General features: G+C 61.0%; 18 protein-coding genes and 1 pseudogene. 5 read left to right on the top strand and 14 right to left on the bottom strand.

Annotated features, from left to right (window positions below; genetic code table 11):
* Positions 1–35: 35 nt before the first annotated feature.
* Positions 36–458 (bottom strand): hypothetical protein, encoded by a 423-nt coding sequence (locus tag HP499_RS02205; protein ID WP_172322326.1) that lies wholly within the window; start codon positions 456–458, stop codon positions 36–38.
* Between the two features lie 282 nt (positions 459–740).
* Between HP499_RS02205 and HP499_RS02200 the strand changes: the two genes are divergently transcribed.
* Positions 741–1,358: a hypothetical protein gene (locus tag HP499_RS02200; protein WP_253951328.1), complete on the top strand. Its 618-nt coding sequence runs from the start codon at positions 741–743 to the stop codon at positions 1,356–1,358.
* Between the two features lie 154 nt (positions 1,359–1,512).
* The gene (locus tag HP499_RS02195; protein WP_172322325.1) at positions 1,513–2,349 is read left to right on the top strand and encodes a GNAT family N-acetyltransferase; all 837 of its coding nucleotides are present in this window, start codon (positions 1,513–1,515) and stop codon (positions 2,347–2,349) included.
* 209 nt (positions 2,350–2,558) lie between these two features.
* Here the strand turns inward: HP499_RS02195 and HP499_RS02190 are convergent, their stop codons facing one another.
* Positions 2,559–3,455: a hypothetical protein gene (locus tag HP499_RS02190; protein WP_172322324.1), complete on the bottom strand. Its 897-nt coding sequence runs from the start codon at positions 3,453–3,455 to the stop codon at positions 2,559–2,561.
* Positions 3,456–4,057: 602 nt separating this feature from the next.
* A complete protein-coding gene (locus tag HP499_RS02185; RefSeq protein ID WP_172322323.1) occupies positions 4,058–5,230 on the bottom strand; it encodes an ATP-binding protein in 1,173 nt (390 codons plus the stop codon).
* A gap of 109 nt (positions 5,231–5,339) precedes the next feature.
* Between HP499_RS02185 and HP499_RS02180 the strand changes: the two genes are divergently transcribed.
* On the top strand, positions 5,340–6,428 hold the full coding sequence (locus tag HP499_RS02180) for a hypothetical protein (RefSeq protein WP_172322322.1): 1,089 nt from the start codon (positions 5,340–5,342) through the stop codon (positions 6,426–6,428).
* Positions 6,429–6,636: 208 nt separating this feature from the next.
* Here HP499_RS02180 and HP499_RS02175 read toward each other — a convergent pair whose 3' ends face one another.
* Genes HP499_RS02175 through HP499_RS02130 form a run of 10 tightly spaced genes read right to left on the bottom strand, consistent with a single transcriptional unit; the run spans position 6,637 to position 18,055 of the window.
* Positions 6,637–7,269: a hypothetical protein gene (locus HP499_RS02175; protein ID WP_172322321.1), complete on the bottom strand. Its 633-nt coding sequence runs from the start codon at positions 7,267–7,269 to the stop codon at positions 6,637–6,639.
* Positions 7,266–8,957 (bottom strand): type IV secretory system conjugative DNA transfer family protein, encoded by a 1,692-nt coding sequence (locus HP499_RS02170; protein WP_172322320.1) that lies wholly within the window; start codon positions 8,955–8,957, stop codon positions 7,266–7,268. Before HP499_RS02170 ends, HP499_RS02175 begins: the two co-directional genes overlap by 4 nt.
* A complete protein-coding gene (locus HP499_RS02165; protein ID WP_172322319.1) occupies positions 8,954–10,594 on the bottom strand; it encodes an ATP-binding protein in 1,641 nt (546 codons plus the stop codon). Before HP499_RS02165 ends, HP499_RS02170 begins: the two co-directional genes overlap by 4 nt.
* Complete coding sequence (locus HP499_RS02160; RefSeq protein WP_172322318.1) at positions 10,591–12,153, bottom strand: hypothetical protein; 1,563 nt, start codon at positions 12,151–12,153, stop codon at positions 10,591–10,593. Before HP499_RS02160 ends, HP499_RS02165 begins: the two co-directional genes overlap by 4 nt.
* A gap of 27 nt (positions 12,154–12,180) precedes the next feature.
* Positions 12,181–14,094: a hypothetical protein gene (locus HP499_RS02155; RefSeq protein ID WP_253951327.1), complete on the bottom strand. Its 1,914-nt coding sequence runs from the start codon at positions 14,092–14,094 to the stop codon at positions 12,181–12,183.
* Positions 14,075–14,857, bottom strand: coding sequence for a hypothetical protein (locus HP499_RS02150; RefSeq protein ID WP_172322317.1), 783 nt, complete (start codon positions 14,855–14,857; stop codon positions 14,075–14,077). Before HP499_RS02150 ends, HP499_RS02155 begins: the two co-directional genes overlap by 20 nt.
* Positions 14,858–14,860: 3 nt before the next feature.
* Positions 14,861–15,205 (bottom strand): hypothetical protein, encoded by a 345-nt coding sequence (locus tag HP499_RS02145; RefSeq protein WP_172322316.1) that lies wholly within the window; start codon positions 15,203–15,205, stop codon positions 14,861–14,863.
* A gap of 14 nt (positions 15,206–15,219) precedes the next feature.
* Positions 15,220–16,407 (bottom strand): AAA family ATPase, encoded by a 1,188-nt coding sequence (locus tag HP499_RS02140; RefSeq protein ID WP_172322315.1) that lies wholly within the window; start codon positions 16,405–16,407, stop codon positions 15,220–15,222.
* 41 nt (positions 16,408–16,448) lie between these two features.
* Entirely contained in the window at positions 16,449–16,982 is a 534-nt protein-coding gene (locus HP499_RS02135; RefSeq protein ID WP_172322314.1) for a hypothetical protein, read from the bottom strand.
* Positions 16,982–18,055 (bottom strand): M23 family metallopeptidase, encoded by a 1,074-nt coding sequence (locus tag HP499_RS02130; RefSeq protein ID WP_172322313.1) that lies wholly within the window; start codon positions 18,053–18,055, stop codon positions 16,982–16,984. The genes HP499_RS02135 and HP499_RS02130 overlap by 1 nt, the downstream gene beginning before the upstream one ends.
* A gap of 367 nt (positions 18,056–18,422) precedes the next feature.
* Between HP499_RS02130 and HP499_RS02125 the strand changes: the two genes are divergently transcribed.
* Together HP499_RS02125 and HP499_RS02120 are read left to right on the top strand one after the other, a co-directional pair.
* Positions 18,423–18,758, top strand: coding sequence for a helix-turn-helix domain-containing protein (locus HP499_RS02125; RefSeq protein ID WP_172322312.1), 336 nt, complete (start codon positions 18,423–18,425; stop codon positions 18,756–18,758).
* Positions 18,759–18,945: 187 nt separating this feature from the next.
* Positions 18,946–20,088 (top strand): S9 family peptidase, encoded by a 1,143-nt coding sequence (locus HP499_RS02120; protein WP_172322311.1) that lies wholly within the window; start codon positions 18,946–18,948, stop codon positions 20,086–20,088.
* A 3-nt stretch (positions 20,089–20,091) separates the two neighbouring features.
* Here the strand turns inward: HP499_RS02120 and HP499_RS02115 are convergent.
* A pseudogene (locus HP499_RS02115) lies at positions 20,092–20,440 on the bottom strand (hypothetical protein); the annotation flags it as partial.

The following is a 20,440-nucleotide window of genomic DNA, read 5'->3' as shown; positions in this document are numbered from 1 at the left end:
AGCTTGGTAGGGGCGTGTCGGGTTTGGGCTCGGTCTCAGTGCATGGCAGCGCGGATTTCTGACCAGGTAGCTCCGTGGCCGCGACGTTTCCAGGAGGCTCGGATCATCACGGCGAGCTGGTCAACGGCTGCAGGGGAAATGTCTACGGAAGAAGTTTTGGCGTTGCGGCGCAGCCAAGCGTTCTTGCGGGATTCGTAGCGTGCGGCGACTTTCTCGATGGTAGGAACTTCGTTGTTTCTGACCATGGCGTCTGCGATGATCTGATATTTGGTCCCGGGACGGTACCTGTCGACGACCTCTGCCAACTGCCCCACACGGTCGTCGGTGATCCGTTCGGGTGGGACGATGCGTTCAAGCCATTCCCGGGCGTCCCACTGTCGTCTGGCCAGGCTTTTGCGCTTCCAGGTGCCCTTGGTCTTCGGCTTGGTCGTCTGTGCAGTAGGTTCCCCATCGGCCATATCCCCAGAGTACCTTCGAGGCTTCCATCAATCCGGCGACCCATCCAATGCGGGTCTTATCGCTGCAGCGGCAACGGAGCTCGGACCGACGCAGCGCCACACTCAGGCTAAAGCCGGATTCTGCGACTTGGGCGAGATAATTTCTCAGTCCCGCATCCGCGGTCCGGACCATCGAGTAACGAACGTGCCTCCTACCAAGAACAGGCCGATAGCGGAGATTATGACAAGTAAAGTTGCCTATGCTGAATACCATGGCAACGATGGTTGCTATCGGGCATGCTGATGACTGTAGCAACCGGAGGCCGATGGAGGGAAGCAACGATGGGCTGGTTCACCGAGGGCAGCGGGCACGAGGGCTACGTTGTCTGCGTGTTCGCGGACGGCATGTTCGGGGCCGGCGGCAAGCACATGGAAATCAGCCTGATGTCACAGGATGGCAAGGTTATTTGGGAAAACGACGACCCGGACAGCCAGGCCTGGCGGCCGCCATCCCAGGTGGTCGGCTGGAAAGTTGCCTGCAGCTGCGAAACGTTCAAGAAGCACGTCGTTCTGGAACCGCTGTGGACCCGCGTCTGGGACCCCGTCGAGGAAGATCTCACCCGCCATCTCATCTATGCTGGGGACCCCTCCAGCGATGACCCCAGCTACGTCAGTGACCGCGACGACCTTGAACCGCTTTTCCTGGCTCAATGGCATTCCCACATCGCCCCGGACCTCCATCTCCACACCATCCAGACCTTGGGCGAGCAAATAAAGACGGTCGAAGCCCAACTTGATGAGGCCGTAGCCGCAGCCCGGTCCGACGGTATCTCCTGGGACAAAATCGGCAGAGCAGTCGGGATCACCCGGCAAGGTGCCCAAAAGCGATGGGATGCCCAGGCAACCAGCCAGGAACAGTGATGACGTCGCTACTGCCACGCCAGCGGCCAGACGTCTCCATCGGGACCGAAAGCATGGGCTCAACCTGGTACAGGTCTCCCTTAAGCGGAAACGCACACAGCCAACTAGGCCTAGGCATATGACTGGCCTTCAGCATCACCTCAGGAGAAGAAAATTGAGCCAATCCAAGTCAGTGGAAATCAGGGCTGCTGCCCCCAAGCATTGTGAGGGCATTCTGAAGCTCACCTATGCGGCGTTTCCCTTCGAGATGGACACCGAAGCTGCGGCGGCAGCATCGCTGAAAACAACACCTCTTGCCCTCTGGAAAGACGGCGTCAGTAAATGGCGCGAACAGCGGAAGCCCGTCGCTGTCGCTATGGATCGCAAGGATCGCCTTGTTGGAACTGCCGTTCTTCGGCCTCATGTCGGCGGGAACGGAAGAGAGAGTAGCGCTGTCGCCGTACTCGCTCGCGTTGTAGTGGACGTGAAGGCCCGAAAGCTGGGCGTAGGCACTCGGCTGACAAAGCGCATGCTGGAGAATGCAGATATTCTCGGCTTTTCCCAGGTTTTCGCGTCCATTCCTGACTCGCTCTCAGACTGGTACAGCGCGATGGGATGGACCGTGGGTGAGGTCGGGCAGGGATTCGCTTGGTTAGAGAGACCAGAGCCGCAAGACGACTGGGCTTTTGTTCAGCCGGTTCCGCCGGAACTACGGGGAACTTTTGCACCGCTGCGCAGTGAACCGCCTGGGCCGCCTGAACACGGGTACACCAGGATTGCCCACATAGCCACAAGCGAAAAATCCGAAGTCCTCTTAGATTGGTTCTTCGATCCTTCCATCGACCTGGGCTCTGAACGCGCCCTCTGGAAATATCTGGTGGAGGACCCTCATCGATTCAGCTCAATTCCGAGCCAGACATTCCATGGCCTCTACGAGGTTTTGGCCCAAGCCGGATTGATGACGGACGTGGACAAACGACTCTACCGAGCGATCAGTGGGGCCGGATCATGATCCAAAAAGCGACCCGGAAGAGGCTGATCAACGAGAGCGATGATCTATCCGTCCGATTGCCGCGCCTCGTTCTTCTTCAATTGTCGGGTCCTACGACAGGGCTGGGGAAATTTGCCCGCGACATCTGTTACTCGAGCCCTTTTGCAAACAGGTTGTTGGGGCCATGACGTTTGCGGCGGGGAAGCACTCCGCTCCCCCGCCGCCTCCGGTTATGCCGCGATGCGCTTGATGATTTCTTCGTCCGGGAGCGCTTGGAAGGCAGTGTCGGCGAAGCGGTCATAGAGCCGAACGAGGTTTCTGCCCTTATCAGCTGCTTTCAGGGTCTGGGTGGTGTTGAACTGAAGCACTTTCGGGAACTCCCGGTTAAGGTCGCGCTTCAGTGGAACCAAAGCGCGACCTTCGATGTAACTGACACGCTCATGCTGGACATCGTCTGTCGTGAAGCGGTTGTAAAACTGCCGGGAGTACATCGGCAGCTTCTTCGACACCCACGACTTCGGCAACAGGACCAGATGCTTGCCTCCCATAAAAGGGAGGATCGTGTCCAACCGAGTCCATCTCAACTCGTCCGAATCCCAGACCGTGAGCGCAGCCCTGCGCATGACTGCTCCCAGAACGGGATAGTCCCGAACCATGAGAGACGTAAATTCGACCAGTTCCGGCATGGCGAGCCTTGTGGTCATATCGGAGATGAGGTCGTCACCAACCCTAGGAATGAAGAGCGGCAGGTGTTCAATGTTGGTCAGCAGGCCCCGGCGGCACAATGGCGAGTCCAGTTCTTTCCACAGGTGGCTTCCAAGTCCTGGTCCCCAGCCGTGACCCTTACTCCCCTCGCGGGTGTAGCCCAGGCGGGTCTCGTTGGGCTCGTTAAGTCCGGACCGCAGAAGCGCTCTTCCTTTGACGCCATCCACCAGATGCGGGCTCTCCCGGCATCTGATGACTTCGGTTGTGAAGCTTGCGATGCGGGCAGAGGCTCGGGTGGCCAGGTCCTGATGCAGACCATTTCTGATAGCCGTGGGGTGTAGAAACAGCAAGTTGTCACGATCGACGTGAACATCCAGGAATGGGACAGAGCCGATAATTCCGAATTTCTTGGTAATACGCACTGTGGCGCACTCCTATCATCTTTGGTCGTCACCGAACGACTCTTTTGGTCGCCGGCAGCAGGGCCCCTCTGCCACATGACGTGACAGGGAGGCCCTGCGCGCGCTAAGATGAGTGCGTTCCGGAGCTAAAGGAATGCACACAACCCCGCCATATGAGTCCTGCGCTAACAGGGCTCTTTGCTTTGCGCTAACAAAGCAGAGGCGGGGTTTTTCCGTTAAGAATCCACGGAAAATCTTCGCTATGAATAACTTTACCAGACCGTGCTGCGCTTAACCCGCTGTATGCCGTTCTAAGTGCCTAGTACCGCGCGGACGTATGTTGGACCGGACTTGGGGGTCAAAGCCGCCAAATCGTGCTTATCGCGCATTTCACAGGGTTTTCATGCCGCGCCCCACCGCGCGGTGGAAAGTTCTGGTGCATAGGAATGCGTGGTGATGCGTAGCGATGCGTAAGAAGTTGGAGTCTCTTGAAGCGTGATGGAGCAGTCATTGCTGCTGAGTGAATATTTTTGCCAACAGCGCCTGAAGTCACACAGCTCACTTCTAGAGGTGTTTGGGCCCGCGACACGGAACGCCCTCGTGTCAAGACATATTCGACACGGTTAGTCCTCGTATTGGCGGCTGATGAAACCGGACATACCCGGAACAGTGAATCGCACAGCCCCATGATCGGGGGCATAGATGAGGCCTTTGGCGATGAGGTTTGCCCTGGCGACGGTCAGTTGGCTAGCGGATTTTTCCAGTCGCGCGGCCACGGTCGCTGTCGAAGATGCTTCGTCGTTGTCTTCAGCCATGGCTCGCAGATACTGCCGCTCAGCAGGAGTGGCCCGCTGCCAACGAGCTATGAAGAAGCCCGCGTCCAGTTGCTCTGTACCAATTTCGATAGCCAGCCTTGCGTCCTCAAGGTTGACTCTCTTGCTAGAGGCCACGTCCCAAGCAGCCTTGCCGTAGGCCTGCAGGAAGAAGGGATATCCTTCCGCCGCTGCGACGAGCGCTCGAAGGGCATCGGAATCCAGGTGCGCGCCCAGCTTGTTCATGGGTAGGCCGATCGCGTCGGCTGACGAGGCGTGGTCGAGGGCGCCGATTACGCGGTAGTCAAAAAGCCGTTCTGAATAGGATCTGGTGGCGCTTAGTTTCCCTGGCAGATTAGGCAGCCCTGCACCGATAATGAAGAAGGGCCAGCTTTTCTGTCCTGCCAGGTGCTGCACAGATATCAGGGCACCGAGCAGTTCGTCGTCAAGGTCCTGCATTTCGTCAATGAACATCCCAAAGCCGGCCTTGTTCTTGGCCATCGCCATTGCGATGTCTTCCACGAGCTCTTCGAGATCGATGTCGAGGTTCCCCGAATCCGCTCTACCTGGAGTCGTTCCCAGGGTTGCAGTGACTCCGGTGAATCCGAGCGCCACACTGAACGATCCGATGCTGCCTAAGACATCTTTCACCGAGCTCCATGCCGACTTGGCTCGAAGCCGTCTTGCTCCGGCCTCGATGGCCCGCGCAAGCTTTTGCCTCGTTGCCTTTCGACCTTCAGGGGATGGCTGGGCCTCGATCTGGACCACGAACCACTCATGCCGCTCAGCTTGGGCCGCGAAGTTGTTCAGCAGAACAGTCTTGCCTACCCCGCGAAGTCCCGAGAGCAATATGCCTCGTTCCGAAGCTTGGCGCTTCGTTCGGACAATCAGTCGGTCGAACGCGTCTATTTCAGCCTGACGACCCTCGAGGGCCGGCGGCTTAAGCCCAGAACCAGGGGAAAAGGGGTTCAGATCGGAATCCATGGTGACAGTCTATAGAAAAATATGAGGCCGTATAAGAGATTACTTATATGGCCTCATACATTTTTATGGTTGGGGTGCCGGGAGGCTAAGGCACCTGTACTGTGTCGATGTGGACACGACGACTCCCCGGCACAGGTTAAAGCGGACCTGGGTGCTGGCATTGATTCTTCTCGGAGCGGTTGTCACCGCCCTCGCCTTCTTTCGGGGCTGGTTCTCCTGGACCTCGGATGATAGTTGGCCTGTCTGGCAATCCATCTTCACCAACTTCGGCGTCGGAATCCTTTCGGCGGCCGCCCTGCTGCTGTGCGAACCGCTGCTGAGGAAAGTCGTGACCGACACTGTGTCGCACGCCGCAGCTGGCGTCAGGGATGAACTGCGAGGGGAGGTGGAGTCCCAAATTGACGATCGTTTGGCACCCCTGTCGGAGCGGATCGATTCACTTTACGAGACCAGGCTCGCCAATCAGAGCAAGGCGCTCGATAACCTCGCTCAGGATTTCACTTACGAACGGGTGAAGCGCGCCTTTGAAGAAGCCGCGCGCGTTGGAGCGCTCTTCGGGAACAAGCTGGAAGTTCAGGCGGACGAAGAACCAGGAAAGCTTCGTATTGGCCTGCGCTGGGGTCCGCCTTACACCTCGGGGATGTCCCACGACCGGCAGATTCGCCGCACCGCTGGAGACTCCCAAATGCATCTGACCGGAACACCGGGTAATCCGCAATTAAGCGTAGCCATCGTCTGGGAGCCCGGGGAGGAGTTCTACGATGCCGTGGAACGTCTTACTGACAGGTTGACCCAGAACCGGGGACGCCCACTTGGGGAAAGGATCGACTGGACAACGATCCGCGTCCGATTCGAAAAAGGTATCCAGGCCGCGGTGGCTGCAAGCAACAAGTCTCCCGGGCGGCACCAGTTTGAGGGGATGCTCATTGAAACGATAGGACCTGACGACTCCCCTTGGTACCTGACGACGGAGGGGATATATCGCCCGACGCACGATTGGCACCTTTCAAGAACCGCAGTCACAGGCCTCACGGATGGTTCGAGACGGATACGCGCCGGAGATCAGGTCGACAACCCGGCGTGGGCTGCCTCGGATGAGTGGGCCTACATCGTAAATGCCGCCAGAAGACACTTCAGCCGCCCTGCGGCCGCAAATGTTTTTGACTCCTCGTACGTGGGCAGATCCAGTAACTTCTAGCACTTCCCTGCGCCGGAATTGGCGAAGCCCCGGTCAAATAGCGGTTGACCGAAGCTTCGGTCGCATTATGCCCACCCAAAGCTTGAGGTTGGCTGTGAGAAAACTCGACCACATGAGACCCACGCGGTGAGAGGCCGCACCATTCGAGCCCCACCAGAGTGGATGGGCTTTAGCACTGTGCGCTCTTGTGCCGTCTCGTGGAACCGGATCAGCCATTCAGGGTGGTAGTGAAGGCTGTGAATCCGTCGTCGGTGGAAGGCTCTGTCTTGGGTCGGGGGTCCTTGTGTGCGGGGATGCATGCTGATAGACCCCAGTTGCTCTTGGTGATCCGGGCGATGGCGGGCCACAGGATCCGTTCGTGCCAGTACGCCGGGGCATCGTTCGGGGTCTTGTGCCCGCAATAGGCAGCCCGCCAGGCGATCCACACGCCGGTGAGTTCTTCCACGACCGGGCCGTGGCGGTACCAGCAGCCTAAGATCCTGGAATCGGTCGTGACACCGTAGCGGCCGTTGTACCAGTCAACCCACTGGCGCAGTTCGGTCAGGAGCGCCGCGGCGTTGGGGCCGTCCAGTTCCTTCCAGTTCCAAGGCGCCGGCTTCTCGGCGGGCGGCTTCTGGAGAAGATCCCCGACCAGTCCCACCAATCCGTCAACGTCTGCGCGGAGCTGGCCCAGCTGGCCGTCATGGTCCAGCACCAGTTCCTCGACGGAGGGCAATACGCCGTCTCCGTCAACGCCGGCCGGTGCGATGCCGGGTGCCCCGGCATCGCTGCCTGCGCCGGAGTCTTCCGGCGCAGGTTCCTCGTCCGGGAACGGGATGCCGGCGTAGGGATCGTTGCTCATCCGGTGATTCGGCTGGTCAGGGCCTCGGCGGCCTGCTTGTCCTTCTTGATCTGCTCAACGTCATTGCGTTCCCAGTATGGGGTCAGTTCCACGATCGCCGGGCGGACGTTGGTGTAGTGCATGAAGGCCTTACCCTGATCCAGTTGCTGGATCTTGTGGGCGCGGATCGCCGGGCGTTCCTCTTCGCTGGTGGTCTTGGACGAACCGCCCTTGCCCCGCGACGTTGAAACACGCTGATGGGTGGTCGGTCCGGCGGCTTTGGCGATGGTTTCGAGTTCGGCCATTTCTTCCAGACCGGGAAGGAACAGGCGAAGGGACGATGTCCCGCGGATCGCTTTGGCCCCGTCGTCTCCCCAACGGGCGCGGTTCTGGGCGAATGACTGGCTGAACCCGATGATGCGGATGCCGCGGCCGCCGGAGTCCGAAAGGGCACCTGCCATCTTCGGAAACGCCGCAACGTTGGGGGCTTCATCCAAAACCATCGTGAGCACCGGCCACAAGCGGCCGCCGGCGCGGGTCTGGGAGATTTTCTGGGCTTTACGGAATACGTGGTCCGCGAACATCGTCACCAATGGAGCCACCGGGGAATCTTCCCCGTCCGTGAGCAGGTACAGGGTATTTGCTCCCGTCAGGAAGTCGTCCACATCGAAGCCCTGGCCTTCGCCAGGGGTGAGGAACTTCAAGGCCTTCGGCGAGGACAGAGGCTCCAGCAGCCCGGCAAGGGTCTCCTGGATGGAATCCACCGTTTCGCCGGCACGGGAGGAAGTCAGCGCCTGCAAGCGTTCTGCGAACGCGGCCGGTGCCCCATGTTCGCGGAGGATTTCCAGAGGTTCGGGATCGGCGAAGTTGTTGGACCAGCGCACAACGTCCTCGATGGTGCCTCCATCGAGCGCCGCGGCGTGCAGGAACCGGCCCAGAATGGCTGCGGCCTTGGAGTTGAACCAGTCGCCGTTCTTGACGTTCCCCATCGGCTGGGCGCCGGCCCAGGCTTTGCCGCGGGCGAGGGCTTCGTCCGGGTCTTCGCAGCCGGCAACGGGGCTCCAGCTGATCGTGTCGGGCCAACCGGAAATGTCCTGCAAGTCAAAGACCTGCGCGCGGCCGCGCCGCTTGCGTGACACCGCTGTGTACATCAGCAGGTCATTTTTCGTGGACGTCGCGAGCACCGGACCCGGGGCATCCAACACGATTCCGACAGCAATGTAGAGGGTCTTTCCTGAACGTTGCGGGGCATAAACCCACATGGAATCTTCGTGCTGGACGTAGAGGATTTTGCCGTCGAGTTTGAACGCCGGGACGATGATGTCCGCTTCGGCTGCGTCTTCGGGCAGGTGGAGTGACTGCCGGGCTTTGGCCAAGGCTGCCTTCTTGCCCATCCGGGGCTCGAGGTCCTTGTACCGGGGCAGGCCGTCGTCTTTAGGCTTGTTGCCCCCGAGCACGATGGTCAGGAACGCCATGCCCAGGAAAGCAAGAATCGCGAGCACGATCAGTATCCATGTCGCGGCTCCTGGCCAGGCGAAGGTGCCGGCCTTGAACCGGGCCACCAATTCCGTGAAGTTGGTCCATGGCATCCCGGTTGGTGTCAGGAGCTCACCGAGGAATGCGGAGACCCAGGCGAGGCCCGCCAGCACGACAACGAAGCCGGCGAGGCCCATCTTCATCAGGGTGTCTGTTGAGGTTTGTTTGCTCATGCCGGGATGACCTCCATGGCCTCGTCGGTGCTGGGTTCTTCGGTGAACGCGATGGTGGAGGTGGACTTCATGGCACCGTCCGTGTCGGTCAGTTCGACTTCGAGGGGGCTGCGGACGTGTATGGCTTCGAAGGGGTCGTATTGGTCGATTTTGAACAGGCAGGTGCCCTTGACCAGTTTGGTGATCACTTCGGCCGTCCCTATGGGGAGGGTGAACATCTCTTCGCAGGCCAAGGCGTCGGCGCTCTTTTGCTGCTTGTAGAGCAGGACGGTGCCGCATTCTTTGAGCATGGAGATCGCCGGGCTGTCTGCCGGGATGTCGGAGATGTGGTGGAACGCGAACTGGCACGAGAGGGACAGGGCGCGGGAGAGTTTGGTGTTGCGGCGGGTCACCGTGGCCACCGATCCCTGGACGGTGTGCCAGGCTTCTTCAATCAGCAATACCGTCGGGACTGCTTCTTCCTGCCGGTAGAGGGTGTTCGCCAACCAGGTGTTGATGATCGTCATGACGATCGGCAGCGCCGGGCCGTCCTCGGGCAGGAGCGAGACGTCAAAGACCGTCAGGCCGGCGTTGAGCTGGATATCCACGCTGGTTTCCCCGTCGATCAGGCCGGCGAGGTCGTCTTCGATCATTCGTTCAAGCTCGAAGGCCGGATCCTGACCCCATTCGCGCAGCTCTTCCACTGTCAGGTTCGTGGTCCTTGCGGCGTCTTCATTGGGGGCGTAGAGGGCTTTGAGGACGTGCCCGATGTGCGCGACTTCCCCCGCCTTCTTCGCGTCCGTCAACGCCTGCCTGTGCGCCATCCGGACGGCTTTGCCTTCTTTGGGCGTCATGGGCCGGCGGAGGGCTTCTTCCATCACGGCACGGACCAGCATTGATTGACCTGCCGGAGTGCGGAACGCTTCGGCGCTGTCGTGGGTTTCCTCGTTCAGGCGTGCAGCGATACGGGGATCGAGGATGTTGATCCGGGATCCGCCGCCACCGATGCTGAACCGCACCGGTGCGACGCCGAGCTTCCGTGCAAGAGGGGTGTATTCGCCGCCGCCGACGTCCTTCTGATACTTCTTGTCGATCACCACGACGCGGCGGCCGAGGATCAGTTGACGCAGCACGCCCCAGGTTTTCATGGCCGAGGATTTCCCTTGCCCGAGGTCACCGATGTAGCAGACGTTCGGGGATTCGAGGGTGTCACCGTAGGCGGTGAATGGGTCGTGGACGATCATCCACCCGGACCCGGCATCGACGCCGAATACCAGGCCGCGGTGCGAGGTCGGCGGGGAGGCAATCGCCATGTGGGAGAACTCCATCTGCCGGGTCGAAGACGCCACACCCGTGGCTGCCGGGTCATAGAAGCCCAGTTTTGACGCGAAAGCCCACTTGCGTTCGTGGTGCCACCGGGCCTTGGCGTTCGCTTTGGCCTCAATCAGCTCACGGTCCTTGGCTTCCTTCTTCTCAGCCTTTTTCACCGCACGCTTGCTCAACGGCTTGTTCCGGCGCAACCCTTCGGCCGCGGTATCGGCTGCAGCTGTTTCCAGCTCCAGCTTCCCGGCGCGGGCCTGCGCTCTGATCGTCCGCTTGGATTTCCTGGCGGCAGCCCAGAGCAGGCTGAAACGCTTGGTCTCGTTCGTGGTGCTCATCGGATTCCCCTCGTGAACGGCATAGTGGTGATCAGGGCAAGGTCGTTGCGGTGGTCCAACCAGTCAATGAACTCGATACCAGCATCGGAAGCAGCTGCCTCAACAATGTCGGTGGTGGACAGGATCTCGTTCGCATCTTCCACCGCGAAAGAGATATACAGGCCGTAGGCCGCGCCGTGGTGGCCGGAGCCAGGCTTCAGGTCCAGGAGGCGCTGGTGGGAGGCGTCCATCAACACTTCTTCGGTGCCGTCGGTGACGACACCGGACTTGGCTACCTCGTTGCCCTTTGCCCTGTCCATCGCGGCATCCGTCCGGGCTTTGGACCGTGCGCTGCGGGCATCTTCAAGTTCCATGACCATGGACACTGAATGCACCACGGCGGGCTGGATGCCGCTGATGATCGCTTCCAACGCCTCGACCGGGATGGGAGCGGGGCTGAAGGCCGAGGCCGGCACGTAGCCGGTGCGGATGTGCCAGTGGTTGTTCACCACCAGGGAGATGGGAGAGGCTGTGCCGTCCAGGTGCTGCCAGCAGTCCATCAGGTGGGCGCCTTCGTAGTCGTCAATGTCGAAGTCCGGGTCCTGCAGGTGACGCAGCAGCGCTGCCATGGCTTGGGGGCCAAGGGGCCGCGAGTTCGTGATCGAGCCCATCATTGAGGCCTGGGCCATGGCAGAGCGGATTTCCTGATAGATCGCCTGACCGATCCCTTCGTCCCCTGATCCGTACGCTTCCGCGCGGCGGTACAGGGCAGCGGAGCCGGGGATCCGGAACGTCTCATAGGTGCGGTGCTGTTCGGACCGTGAACGGGTCGTCTCGCACAACTCACCGTAGGACTCCAAGAGGATCCGTGGGACGTTCTGCGCGACCCGCCGTTTGACCCACAGCAGGTGGTCGGCCGAGTCCATCGGCACTGCCCGGGCGAGGGTCTGGATATGGGTGACGAGGGATTGGCGGCGGGCCAACCGGGCGAGGTACTGGCCCCGGGCGACGTGCCCTGATTCCTTCCGGTACTCCTCCCGGATCCCCGAGGACGAGCCCATGACTTCCATCGTGGCCGTGTAGTAGGACTTCTTGATCTTGCCCTGATGCCGGAAGATCACCAGCGGCCCCTCGGGGGTGTCGATGGCGAAGTGGCGGACGGTGCCCACCATGAGCGGCGCATTGTCCTTATGCCGGATCGGGACTTCGATCATGCCGTTCTCGTCGGCACGGTCACGGTCCTTCTTCCCGGCCTTGATCATCCGCGTCTGCGGCCGGTTCTTGACCGGAACGTAGACCAGGGACTTGTTCTTGGCGCGGACCTTCTTATGCCGGACCTCCACGAAGAGAGCACCCAGGGAGCGGTGACCGGAGAACTTATTGGGCGTGGTCAGGATGACCCCAGCCAGGACCAGCACCGCGGCAAGGATCAGGGCGACGATCTGGCTGCCGCCGGCCAGGACGATCAACAGCGCGGTACCGATGGCCACCGACAGGCCGATCCATTCCGGTGCCGTCCGGTTCCCACCGAACAGACCACGGCTCTGGACCTCACCGCCAACAACAACCATTCTTCCCATGACTACCTACTCCTTGCCGTACTTCTCTTACCGGCCACTGATGTGGTCGGTATCCGGTGCCATCGAACGGGCAGAACGCTGCCCACGCATGGAGGCCTGACGCGCTGCTTCCCTGCCCGCCAGCAGGAACGCCGTCGCGCCACCGGCTGCAACCTTCGCGGATCCCCGGCCCACTGCCCCGGCACCGGTCTTCAGAGCTTGCGCTGCCTTCGCTCCGCCGGTTCCGGCCCGGTCGGCTTTCTGCAGCTCCCCGATCGTGCGGGTTTCCGGCTGTCCCTGTCCTTGCGCCTGACCGCCTTGGCGGTCCTGACCCGAGGGTGCAGCACCCTGCTCGGTAGGAACCCTGGAGGCCGCACTGCGGCGTCCTGAGACTCCCGAACCGTTCGATCCCAGTCCTGAACCGCCCTGACCTTCTGATTGCGTTGCCACCGACGAGGGGCCCTTCGTGTCGGCCCCGCCCCCGTAAGGGCTCCCGCTCCGTCCGCCCGTAGCGCCGGACTGTACCTGTGCGGTCCGTTTCCGTCGGATGGCCGAGGAGATTGCCGCGCCCGCGCCGGCGACCATGGCCGGCCCGGCGATGGACTGACGGCCCTCACCCAGGCTGGTCGAGGATGACGGCAGGATCGGGACGTACTTGTAGAGCATCGGCAGGGCGAAAGCCAGAACACACATCGCGGCCGCGGCCAGGAACACTGATGTGGCGTTCACCATGCCATCGTCTACGCCCTCGCCGACGAACGCTGGACGTGAGGCGATGTAGCTGAACACTGCACCCATGAGCAGCAGCAGCAACGGTTTCGACAGGGAAATCCCGAGCCACAGAGCTCCGACCTTGCCTACGCGTTCGCGGTACTTCGGGTGGATCATGAACCCGACCATCAAAGCGATGCCCAAACCAAGCAGGTACAGGGCCAACGGCTGCAACGCGAGCAGCCCGAGCATGGCCCAGGCTGCGATGAACAGCAGCCCGAACAGCAAGACCGCAGCCAGGGGACCGAACGCGCCACTGGATTCGTAGGACGCGAACCGGGAAATGGCGACCCCGAAGTCCGTGACCCTGCTGGAAGTCCAGAACGTGATCCCTTCAGTCAGCCCTGTCATCCAACCGTTGATCACGTAGCCGATAGCCGGCCCGAACAGCACCAGGATCATGGACAACGGCCCGTACCAGAACAGCGACGTCCGGGCGGAGTCCATGTCGATCTCTTCGTTCGAAACGTCCTTCCAGAGCTTGAAATACATCATGCCCATGACCAGGATCCCGATCGCCGCGAACGCAGCCCACGTATTACGGAAGCCATCGTCAATGTCGAACACGGAGACCTTCAACAGGTTGTTCAGCACCTCGTTGGTGGACTTCACGCCCTCTGCCTTGACGGTGTTCGCGAACTTCTCAAACCCGTCCTTGGCGTTGGCGATGAACGCCACAGTATCGACCGTTCCCAACACCACCTGACCACCAGGCATCGTGGAGATCACGGTACGCATCACCACACCAGCAATTGGAAGGAACTTCTCAACTACAGAACCTTGAGCGCACCACAGAGTCGCTGAGTCAGGTGCGCCAGCTCCGGGCAGTCCAGCGCAGAATGCGGTCGTGTTCTTACCGTCGTAGTCCAGCACCTTCTCAGGCGTGGTCAGAAACGATCCGAAAGCCTTCGCGGAGATAGTTTCACAATCGCTGAGGCCCATTGCCGTGTGAAAAGCAAGATCCCCGCAGGCATTCTTTGCTAGCTCTTGGTTTAGCCGGTCTCGGATTTTGTCGCGCTGGTCTGCAGGGAGTCCGGCAAGGCGTTTGAGCTGGTCCGCGTTCAATTTCTCGGACTTGCTCACCTCGTCGGCTGCCTGCGCTGGACCGGCAGCGATCACCCCAAAGCCGAGGAACAACGCCAACAGCACTGCGACGAGACGGATCGTTCTGCTAACGCTTAGCGTTTGCATACTCAACCCATCCCTCACGGCTGACGTCCTTGAAGAACGCGTTGACCAGCTCGTCCCGCAGAACCGGCGTGGCCTCGTCCTCCATGTTGGTGCCCACGCTCACCGGACCGCCGTCCTTGACGCGGCCACCGAAATTTTGACCACTCTGCACAACGGCAGCATCGGAAATCTTCCAGTCCCCATCCCATGTGAGTTCAAACGAGGCCGTTTGGAAGAATGCACTCGGGGCCGTCTTCACGTTTGCGCTGACAGCTCCGAAGAAAACCTGAACTACGGCCTTCTTTTTCGCTTCGCAGCTGGTGGCCCGGTACAGGCCACCGGATGCTACGTCCGTGCGGTAAAACCAACCACCGTCGAATGGTCCGTTAGGAAGATCCTTGGCGGTGGTTAGCAGGTCGCCTTTGTAGCTGACTCTCCCCACCCAAGGGCCCTGCTTGCCTACCTCGGCCAGGATCTTCTTTTGCTGCGCCCAGGTCGAAACGTTTACGTCCTCGATGAGGTGGGTGTAGTTAGCGGCGGCTTGGGCGGCCGAGTCGCAGCTCCCGTTGTAGCCGGTGATAGTTTTGCCGTCGCTGGCGGTTTTGGTCCCGCCTTCGCCGATCTTGACTCCGGAGACGGGGAAACCGAACTTCCCGGATGCTTGCAGGGAGCTGGGGTCATCCGGTTTGGCCGCCGGTGCCGGTGGGTTCAGGAGGACGACGGCCACAGCGATAATCAGGATCACCGCAGCCAAGGCTGTGAGGAGTTTCCAGTGTTTCCGCATGGGCTAGGCTCCTGCTGCCGTGGCAAGTGCCAGGATGCCGCCGATGATGACGCTGGCGCCGGCGGCCGCGCCGAAGGCGATGCCGGTCTTCTTGGCCCCTGCTGCGCCGTCTTCGATGTCATCGGAGTGGCCGCGGTTGCGGGCGATGCCCCACTTCATGAGGTTCCAAATGAACGCCCCGGCCAGAAGAATCAGAGCAAGAGCCCAAAGACCGCCAAGGATCATTTGGATCGCGCCGGTGAACTTCACGCCGAACACATCGATGCTGGGTGTTACGCCGTCCAGGGGGTTGTCGAGGGTGGGTACTGCGGTGCGGATAATAATTTCGTTGCCAATGGACTTGAACATGATTCCTGGGTTCCCTATCGGTTGGTGGCTTTGGTGGAGGTGGCGCGGTCAACGGCCAGGAGGCCTTCAGCGATTTCCGCCGAGGCACGTTCGAAGGCAAGGCGGGCCGGGTCACCGACGAGCTGCCAGTCGATGATCGAGCCCGTATCCAGCGCACCGTCGTACGGGATGTCGATCAGGACCCGAACTGCGGAGGCAAGGTTCTCGCGAAGCTCCGCCTGCTCTGCTGCGGAGACTTTCGCCCCGCCGCCCTGAGTGACCAGGACGACGGCGTTGCTCACGAGGTCTTTGTAGTGCGGGTTGCCGGTGCGCTCGGACATGGATTCGAGCTGTTCGATCATCCGCAGGGCCGAGACGACAGCGTTGCGCTTTAGCGTCGTGGGGATCACCAGCTGGTCGGTGACCTCGATGGAGGCGAGCCAGTTCGCTGAGCGGGTGTTGTTCCCGGTGTCCACGATGATGGTGTCGTAGAAACGGCTGACCACGGTGTGGATGCGGTTGAACTCATCGGCACCAATGGACTTCATCCGGTCCGCGTCCTCGTCAGCGACCAGGACGGAGAACTGGTTGTTCCCTTGGTGTCGGGTGTAGTAGGACAGTTCACCCTTGCGGGCGGTGACGGTCTCGAAGGACTCGAGGACGTTCAACAGATCCCAGACCGTCCGGGTGGAGTCGTTCGCGTTGGTGCGGACGCCGGCGGTGCCCATCATCTCGTTGTTGTCCCACACCAGCGTCTGCTGGCCTGAGTGGATCCCGAACGTGGAACCCAGCCCGACGCTGCACATCGTCTTGCCCACCCCGCCCAGGGGCTGGGCGACCATGATCTGCATCGGACGGGAGTACACCCGCTGGATCGCGGACAGATCCGCCCGACGTGCCAGCTCGGCCGCGCCTACCTTGGGGCTGATCAGACCGAAGCTGACCGCCCGCAGAAATGCCTGCCAACCGGTGGCCGGCGGCAGCTGGTCGTTCACGTTCTCCTTGCGCAACACAGCTGCGCTGCGGCGTCCACTGACCAGCGGAGCCTCCCGGTGTGGGTCCTCCACCACAGGGGTTTCAGCCTTTGCTACTGAGGCCGCTTCGGCATCCGGGACTGCGTGGATGATCGTGGCCGGGTCCGTGGTGGTCGCATCGGGCTCGGTGTCGGTCAGGCTGATGGGTGCGCGGCTCTTCCGTTCGCTACCCTGCCAGTTCGTGCTCATCGGATGGTTCCTCTCGCTCGTTTCAGGTTCTGTCTTTGGGTTCATGAGGTCGGGTCTTGCGGGGATATGGCTGTTACCAGCCAGGGCTGCTGCTGTCCGGACCGGTGCAGGAGCATCGTCCAGCGGCCCGCATCGGTGGAGAACGAAGCGGTGACGGTCGTCGGGTTGCCGGCATCCCTGCTGATCGCTGGCCCGTCCGTGACTTTGCGGATGGGCACCCGGGCCGGGTCGATGTACTTCGCATCCTCGGCATATTCCGGTGCGAGATGCGGGGCGAGGTCAGCGAACCAGGTTGTTTCCGGAACGTCGGGACGGGCGAACAGGCCCATGACCTTGGCCGCGGTGTCCTTGACCGACTTCTCAGCGGCGGCATCCCACGTCACCTCCGGGACGCTGTAGTGCTCATCGGTGCCGTGGTCGTGGCCGTCGTCGGCATGATGGCTCTCCTGGCCTGCCTGTCCTGTGTTCACCGTGGGGGTCGAATCGGTGGCCGGTACCGTGCCCGCGTTTCCGGCGCAGGCACTCAGGGAGAGCGCGGCGACAAGGGCGGCTGTGAGTGCGAGGTGCTTGCGCATCAGAGAATGCCTTTCTCTTTCAGGATCGGAGTCGGGTCGATGGTGGGATTGATCGGGACCATGGGGTTGGGCAGAGCACCGGCGAAGAACTCCATGTGCAGGTGGCGGCCGGTAACGTTGCCCGTTGCGCCTTCGGTGCCCAAGGGTGTTCCGGCGGCCACGGTGTCACCTTCTTTGACCTTCACCGACCCGGCTTCCATGTGGTACATGCCGATCGTGAGCTTTCCGTCCACGGTCTGCCCGGTCACGCCGGTGCCGAACAAGCCGTCCATGTTGCGGACCTTGACGATCTTCATGTCCGTCAGGGCCACTATCGTTCCCGGCCCTCCGGGGTGAACGAAGTCAATGCCGTAGTGGAAGTTGGCCAGCACTCCCCCGGCGGTGCCTGGCGGTGCGGGACGGGGACCGTAACCGCTGCTGTTGATCGCCCCTTCCATGGGCTTGACCCACTTGCCGGCCAAGTCCCCGACAACCTGGTTGCCTTCAGCGGGGCACACGCCGGACGGGTCCACCGTTGCGGCAGACTCCCCACCCAAGGCTTTGAAGACTTCCGTGGCCTGTGCCCGGAACTTCGTGTAGTGGTTCGGGTCCGCGTTCCGTTGTGCCCTGTGAATGGCGATTGTCGGCTCGAGGGTTTCCCATCCCTCCACACGCTGGAGGGCTTTGAAAAAGTTCGTCGCTGAAATGGTGGGGTCCATCCGGTCCGCATAGGAACCCCACGCGCCGTTGGCGCGCTGCTGGAACAGCCCACGAGAATCCGGGCCTGCCCCGTCCCCGTAGTCAACGACGCGGAGTGTGGATTCACCGATTGCGGTTTGGATCCCGATCAGCTGCGCCGCGACCGGGAGCTTTAGTGACTTGGCGGCGTTCATGATCGCTTGGGCGTTCTTCATCTGCTCGGCATCAAACCCGGCCCCTCCCCCGGCAGGGGCAGGACCAGCAGCCACACCGGCAGGTGCCGCGCACGATGATGACGCCTGCGCCGGATCACTGTCATCCAGGACGACAGTCACCAAACCAACCGTCAGCAGGGCAACGATCGAGGCACCGGTAATGACTTTACGAGTGGTCATCGCTCCACCACCGAGCGGTGCCTGCGGCAGTTAGGCAGTGGCGCGTTCAACGGCCGCTGCGTACCGAATGGCAGCATGTTCTTCAAGACCGGTCCCTCCCCCATGGGCATTGCTTCTTGTCTACTGCCAGCTACTGGCAATCAAGTCCACGCTGGCGTGCCATTCTTCTCTCGCTCCAACCAAGATGCTTGTCACATCGTCAGCATGAGACGCATCTCGTCCTTCGGCAGGATCCCCTTCCGAAGGACGTTGCGCCTCCTTCTTTCGAGTAAGGCCTACAACTTGACTGTAGCTCAAAGTTGATCGTTTAGCGATACACTTGGATCTGCGACTCAGAGCTATCCGAATAATCGGGCAAGATAGACGCATGCCGCGCCTCATCCAGCCCAATCATCCGCAGGAGGTTGAGGCAGCAATCGAAGTTCTCGGAAATCGAGCCCACGCGGCCATACTGCGTTACCTGCATCAGAACGGCCCCTGCACCACCGGCGAAATCCTCAAGGGGATTGTCCTGGACGATAACAGGAAGCTGACCCGACCCAGTCTTCAACACCACCTGGAAGCCCTCGAAGCTTCCGGTGCCGTCACGGCCGACTTTCCCGCAGGTCAACGGCATGGCAAACGCGTGAAATACGAGGCCAACATTGATGCCGTGGAGTTCGAGATGCTTCCCGCCTATGTCAACTACCTCCGCGGTAAATGAGCGCCCGCAGTCATAACAAGCCTTGTCAAATAGCAATACCTTCCTGTTTCACTAAGCACGTTACATGCCCGTAGTGAACATGTGCAACGCATGTAGTGAGCATGGTCTACGCAGGACCAGGCAGTAAGGGGCGTTACGATGTCTGGGTTCCATTTCCCCTTGATCCGCCTTGGAGGACGAAGACCCAATGCTGACGACACGGCGCATCCTGACCTGCGCGGCGTTCCTTTTGCCAGCTGCAGGGCTATCCGGGTTCGCCGTCGTCATGGCCCGGAAAATCGTCAAGCGAGGCCCCAAGGACTACCGCCGGGCCGAGGTTCTGGACGGCGGACGCCGCATCCGCATTGATCTGGACGATTACACCAAGGCACCTGGCGACTTCGGCGTCTTCGACCCTGCGACAGCTAAGTTCACGCGAGTCGGTGAGGTCACCCTGATCGATGAGGATCAAAAATTCGTAGAAAGGCTGCTCGATCAGTCGGACTCTACGCCGGGAAGTCTGGGTCCAATCGTCGATTGGACCCCGGATGTGTTCTTTGAACCCGCTGCTGTCCGTGGACACTACCAAGAGGTGGATGTCCCCACCGAGTACGGTGCGGCGCCGGCATGGCTATTTGAAGCCGCAAATACAGACGTGTGGGTGATCCATATCCATGGCAGTTGGACCGACCGCTCGATCATGTTCCGAGATGTCCATGCATTCAGCTCGTTAGGGTTTACCTCTCTGGTTCCCACTTTTCGCAGCGACGCCGAGGTCAGCCCATCACAGGCGGAATCGAGTCACCTTGGCCAAACGGAATGGCGCGACGTGGAAAGCGCCGTGTCCTATGCCGTCGCACACGGAGCCAAGCGCATCATCCTCTCCGGCTGGTCCATGGGCGGTACCATGGCCCTGCTCACAGCAGAGCGCAGCGCCCACCGGGACAGGATCATCGGGCTCGTCCTGGTAGGTCCCGTCACCAGCTGGCGGAAAGCCATTACAGCAGGAGCAGTGCGGGCCCGGGTTCCGGCGGTTGGTGCCAGCGTTGTTATGCGCCTGTTGGGTACCCGTGTGTTCGCGAGAATGCTCGGGCTGAAGGAACCGATTGATTTCGATGCGCTCGACTGGGTGGAGGTAACCAACAGGGTAGATGTCCCGACCCTTGTCTTGCACTCGACCGCTGATCAAGAGGTTCCTTGGGAAATCTCGGCCGCGTTCCAACGCGCGAATCCGGCCACCGTCACCTTGATCCCACTACCCGAGGCCCACCACACCCAGGAGTGGAACGCCTCGCCTTCTGCCTTCACCAACGAACTGACCAGGTGGGTCAGCAATACGATCTCGACCTAATAGCTAGGTTCGTGCATCCAGCTTGGCTTCGATCTGGCTGATCCTGCCTTGAACAGAGTCCGGGAAGTCCATCAAGTTCACCCGCTCGTAGTTGTGCAGAACAATGAGGCTTTTGTAGACGCCGTTTTCGAGCGTTTCATTGAAGAGATCCCAGGCCGGACTGACTCGTGACCGATCGGCACGGACGCGCGTCCTCAAAGCGGTCAGCCACAGAGCATCGATCATCCAGAGACGCAATCTGGGCAGCTGCTTCGACAGGAAGAGAATCAACCATCCCGCGGCGGTCACTGAAAGGCCTACATAGAAAAGACGGTCAAACCAGGCACCGATATCCCGGGCTAGGGCGTCCCAG

Source organism: Paenarthrobacter sp. CM16 (genome assembly GCF_013179505.1).
Lineage (GTDB): Bacteria > Actinomycetota > Actinomycetes > Actinomycetales > Micrococcaceae > Arthrobacter.
This window is presented reverse-complemented; position numbering and strand designations above follow the sequence as displayed.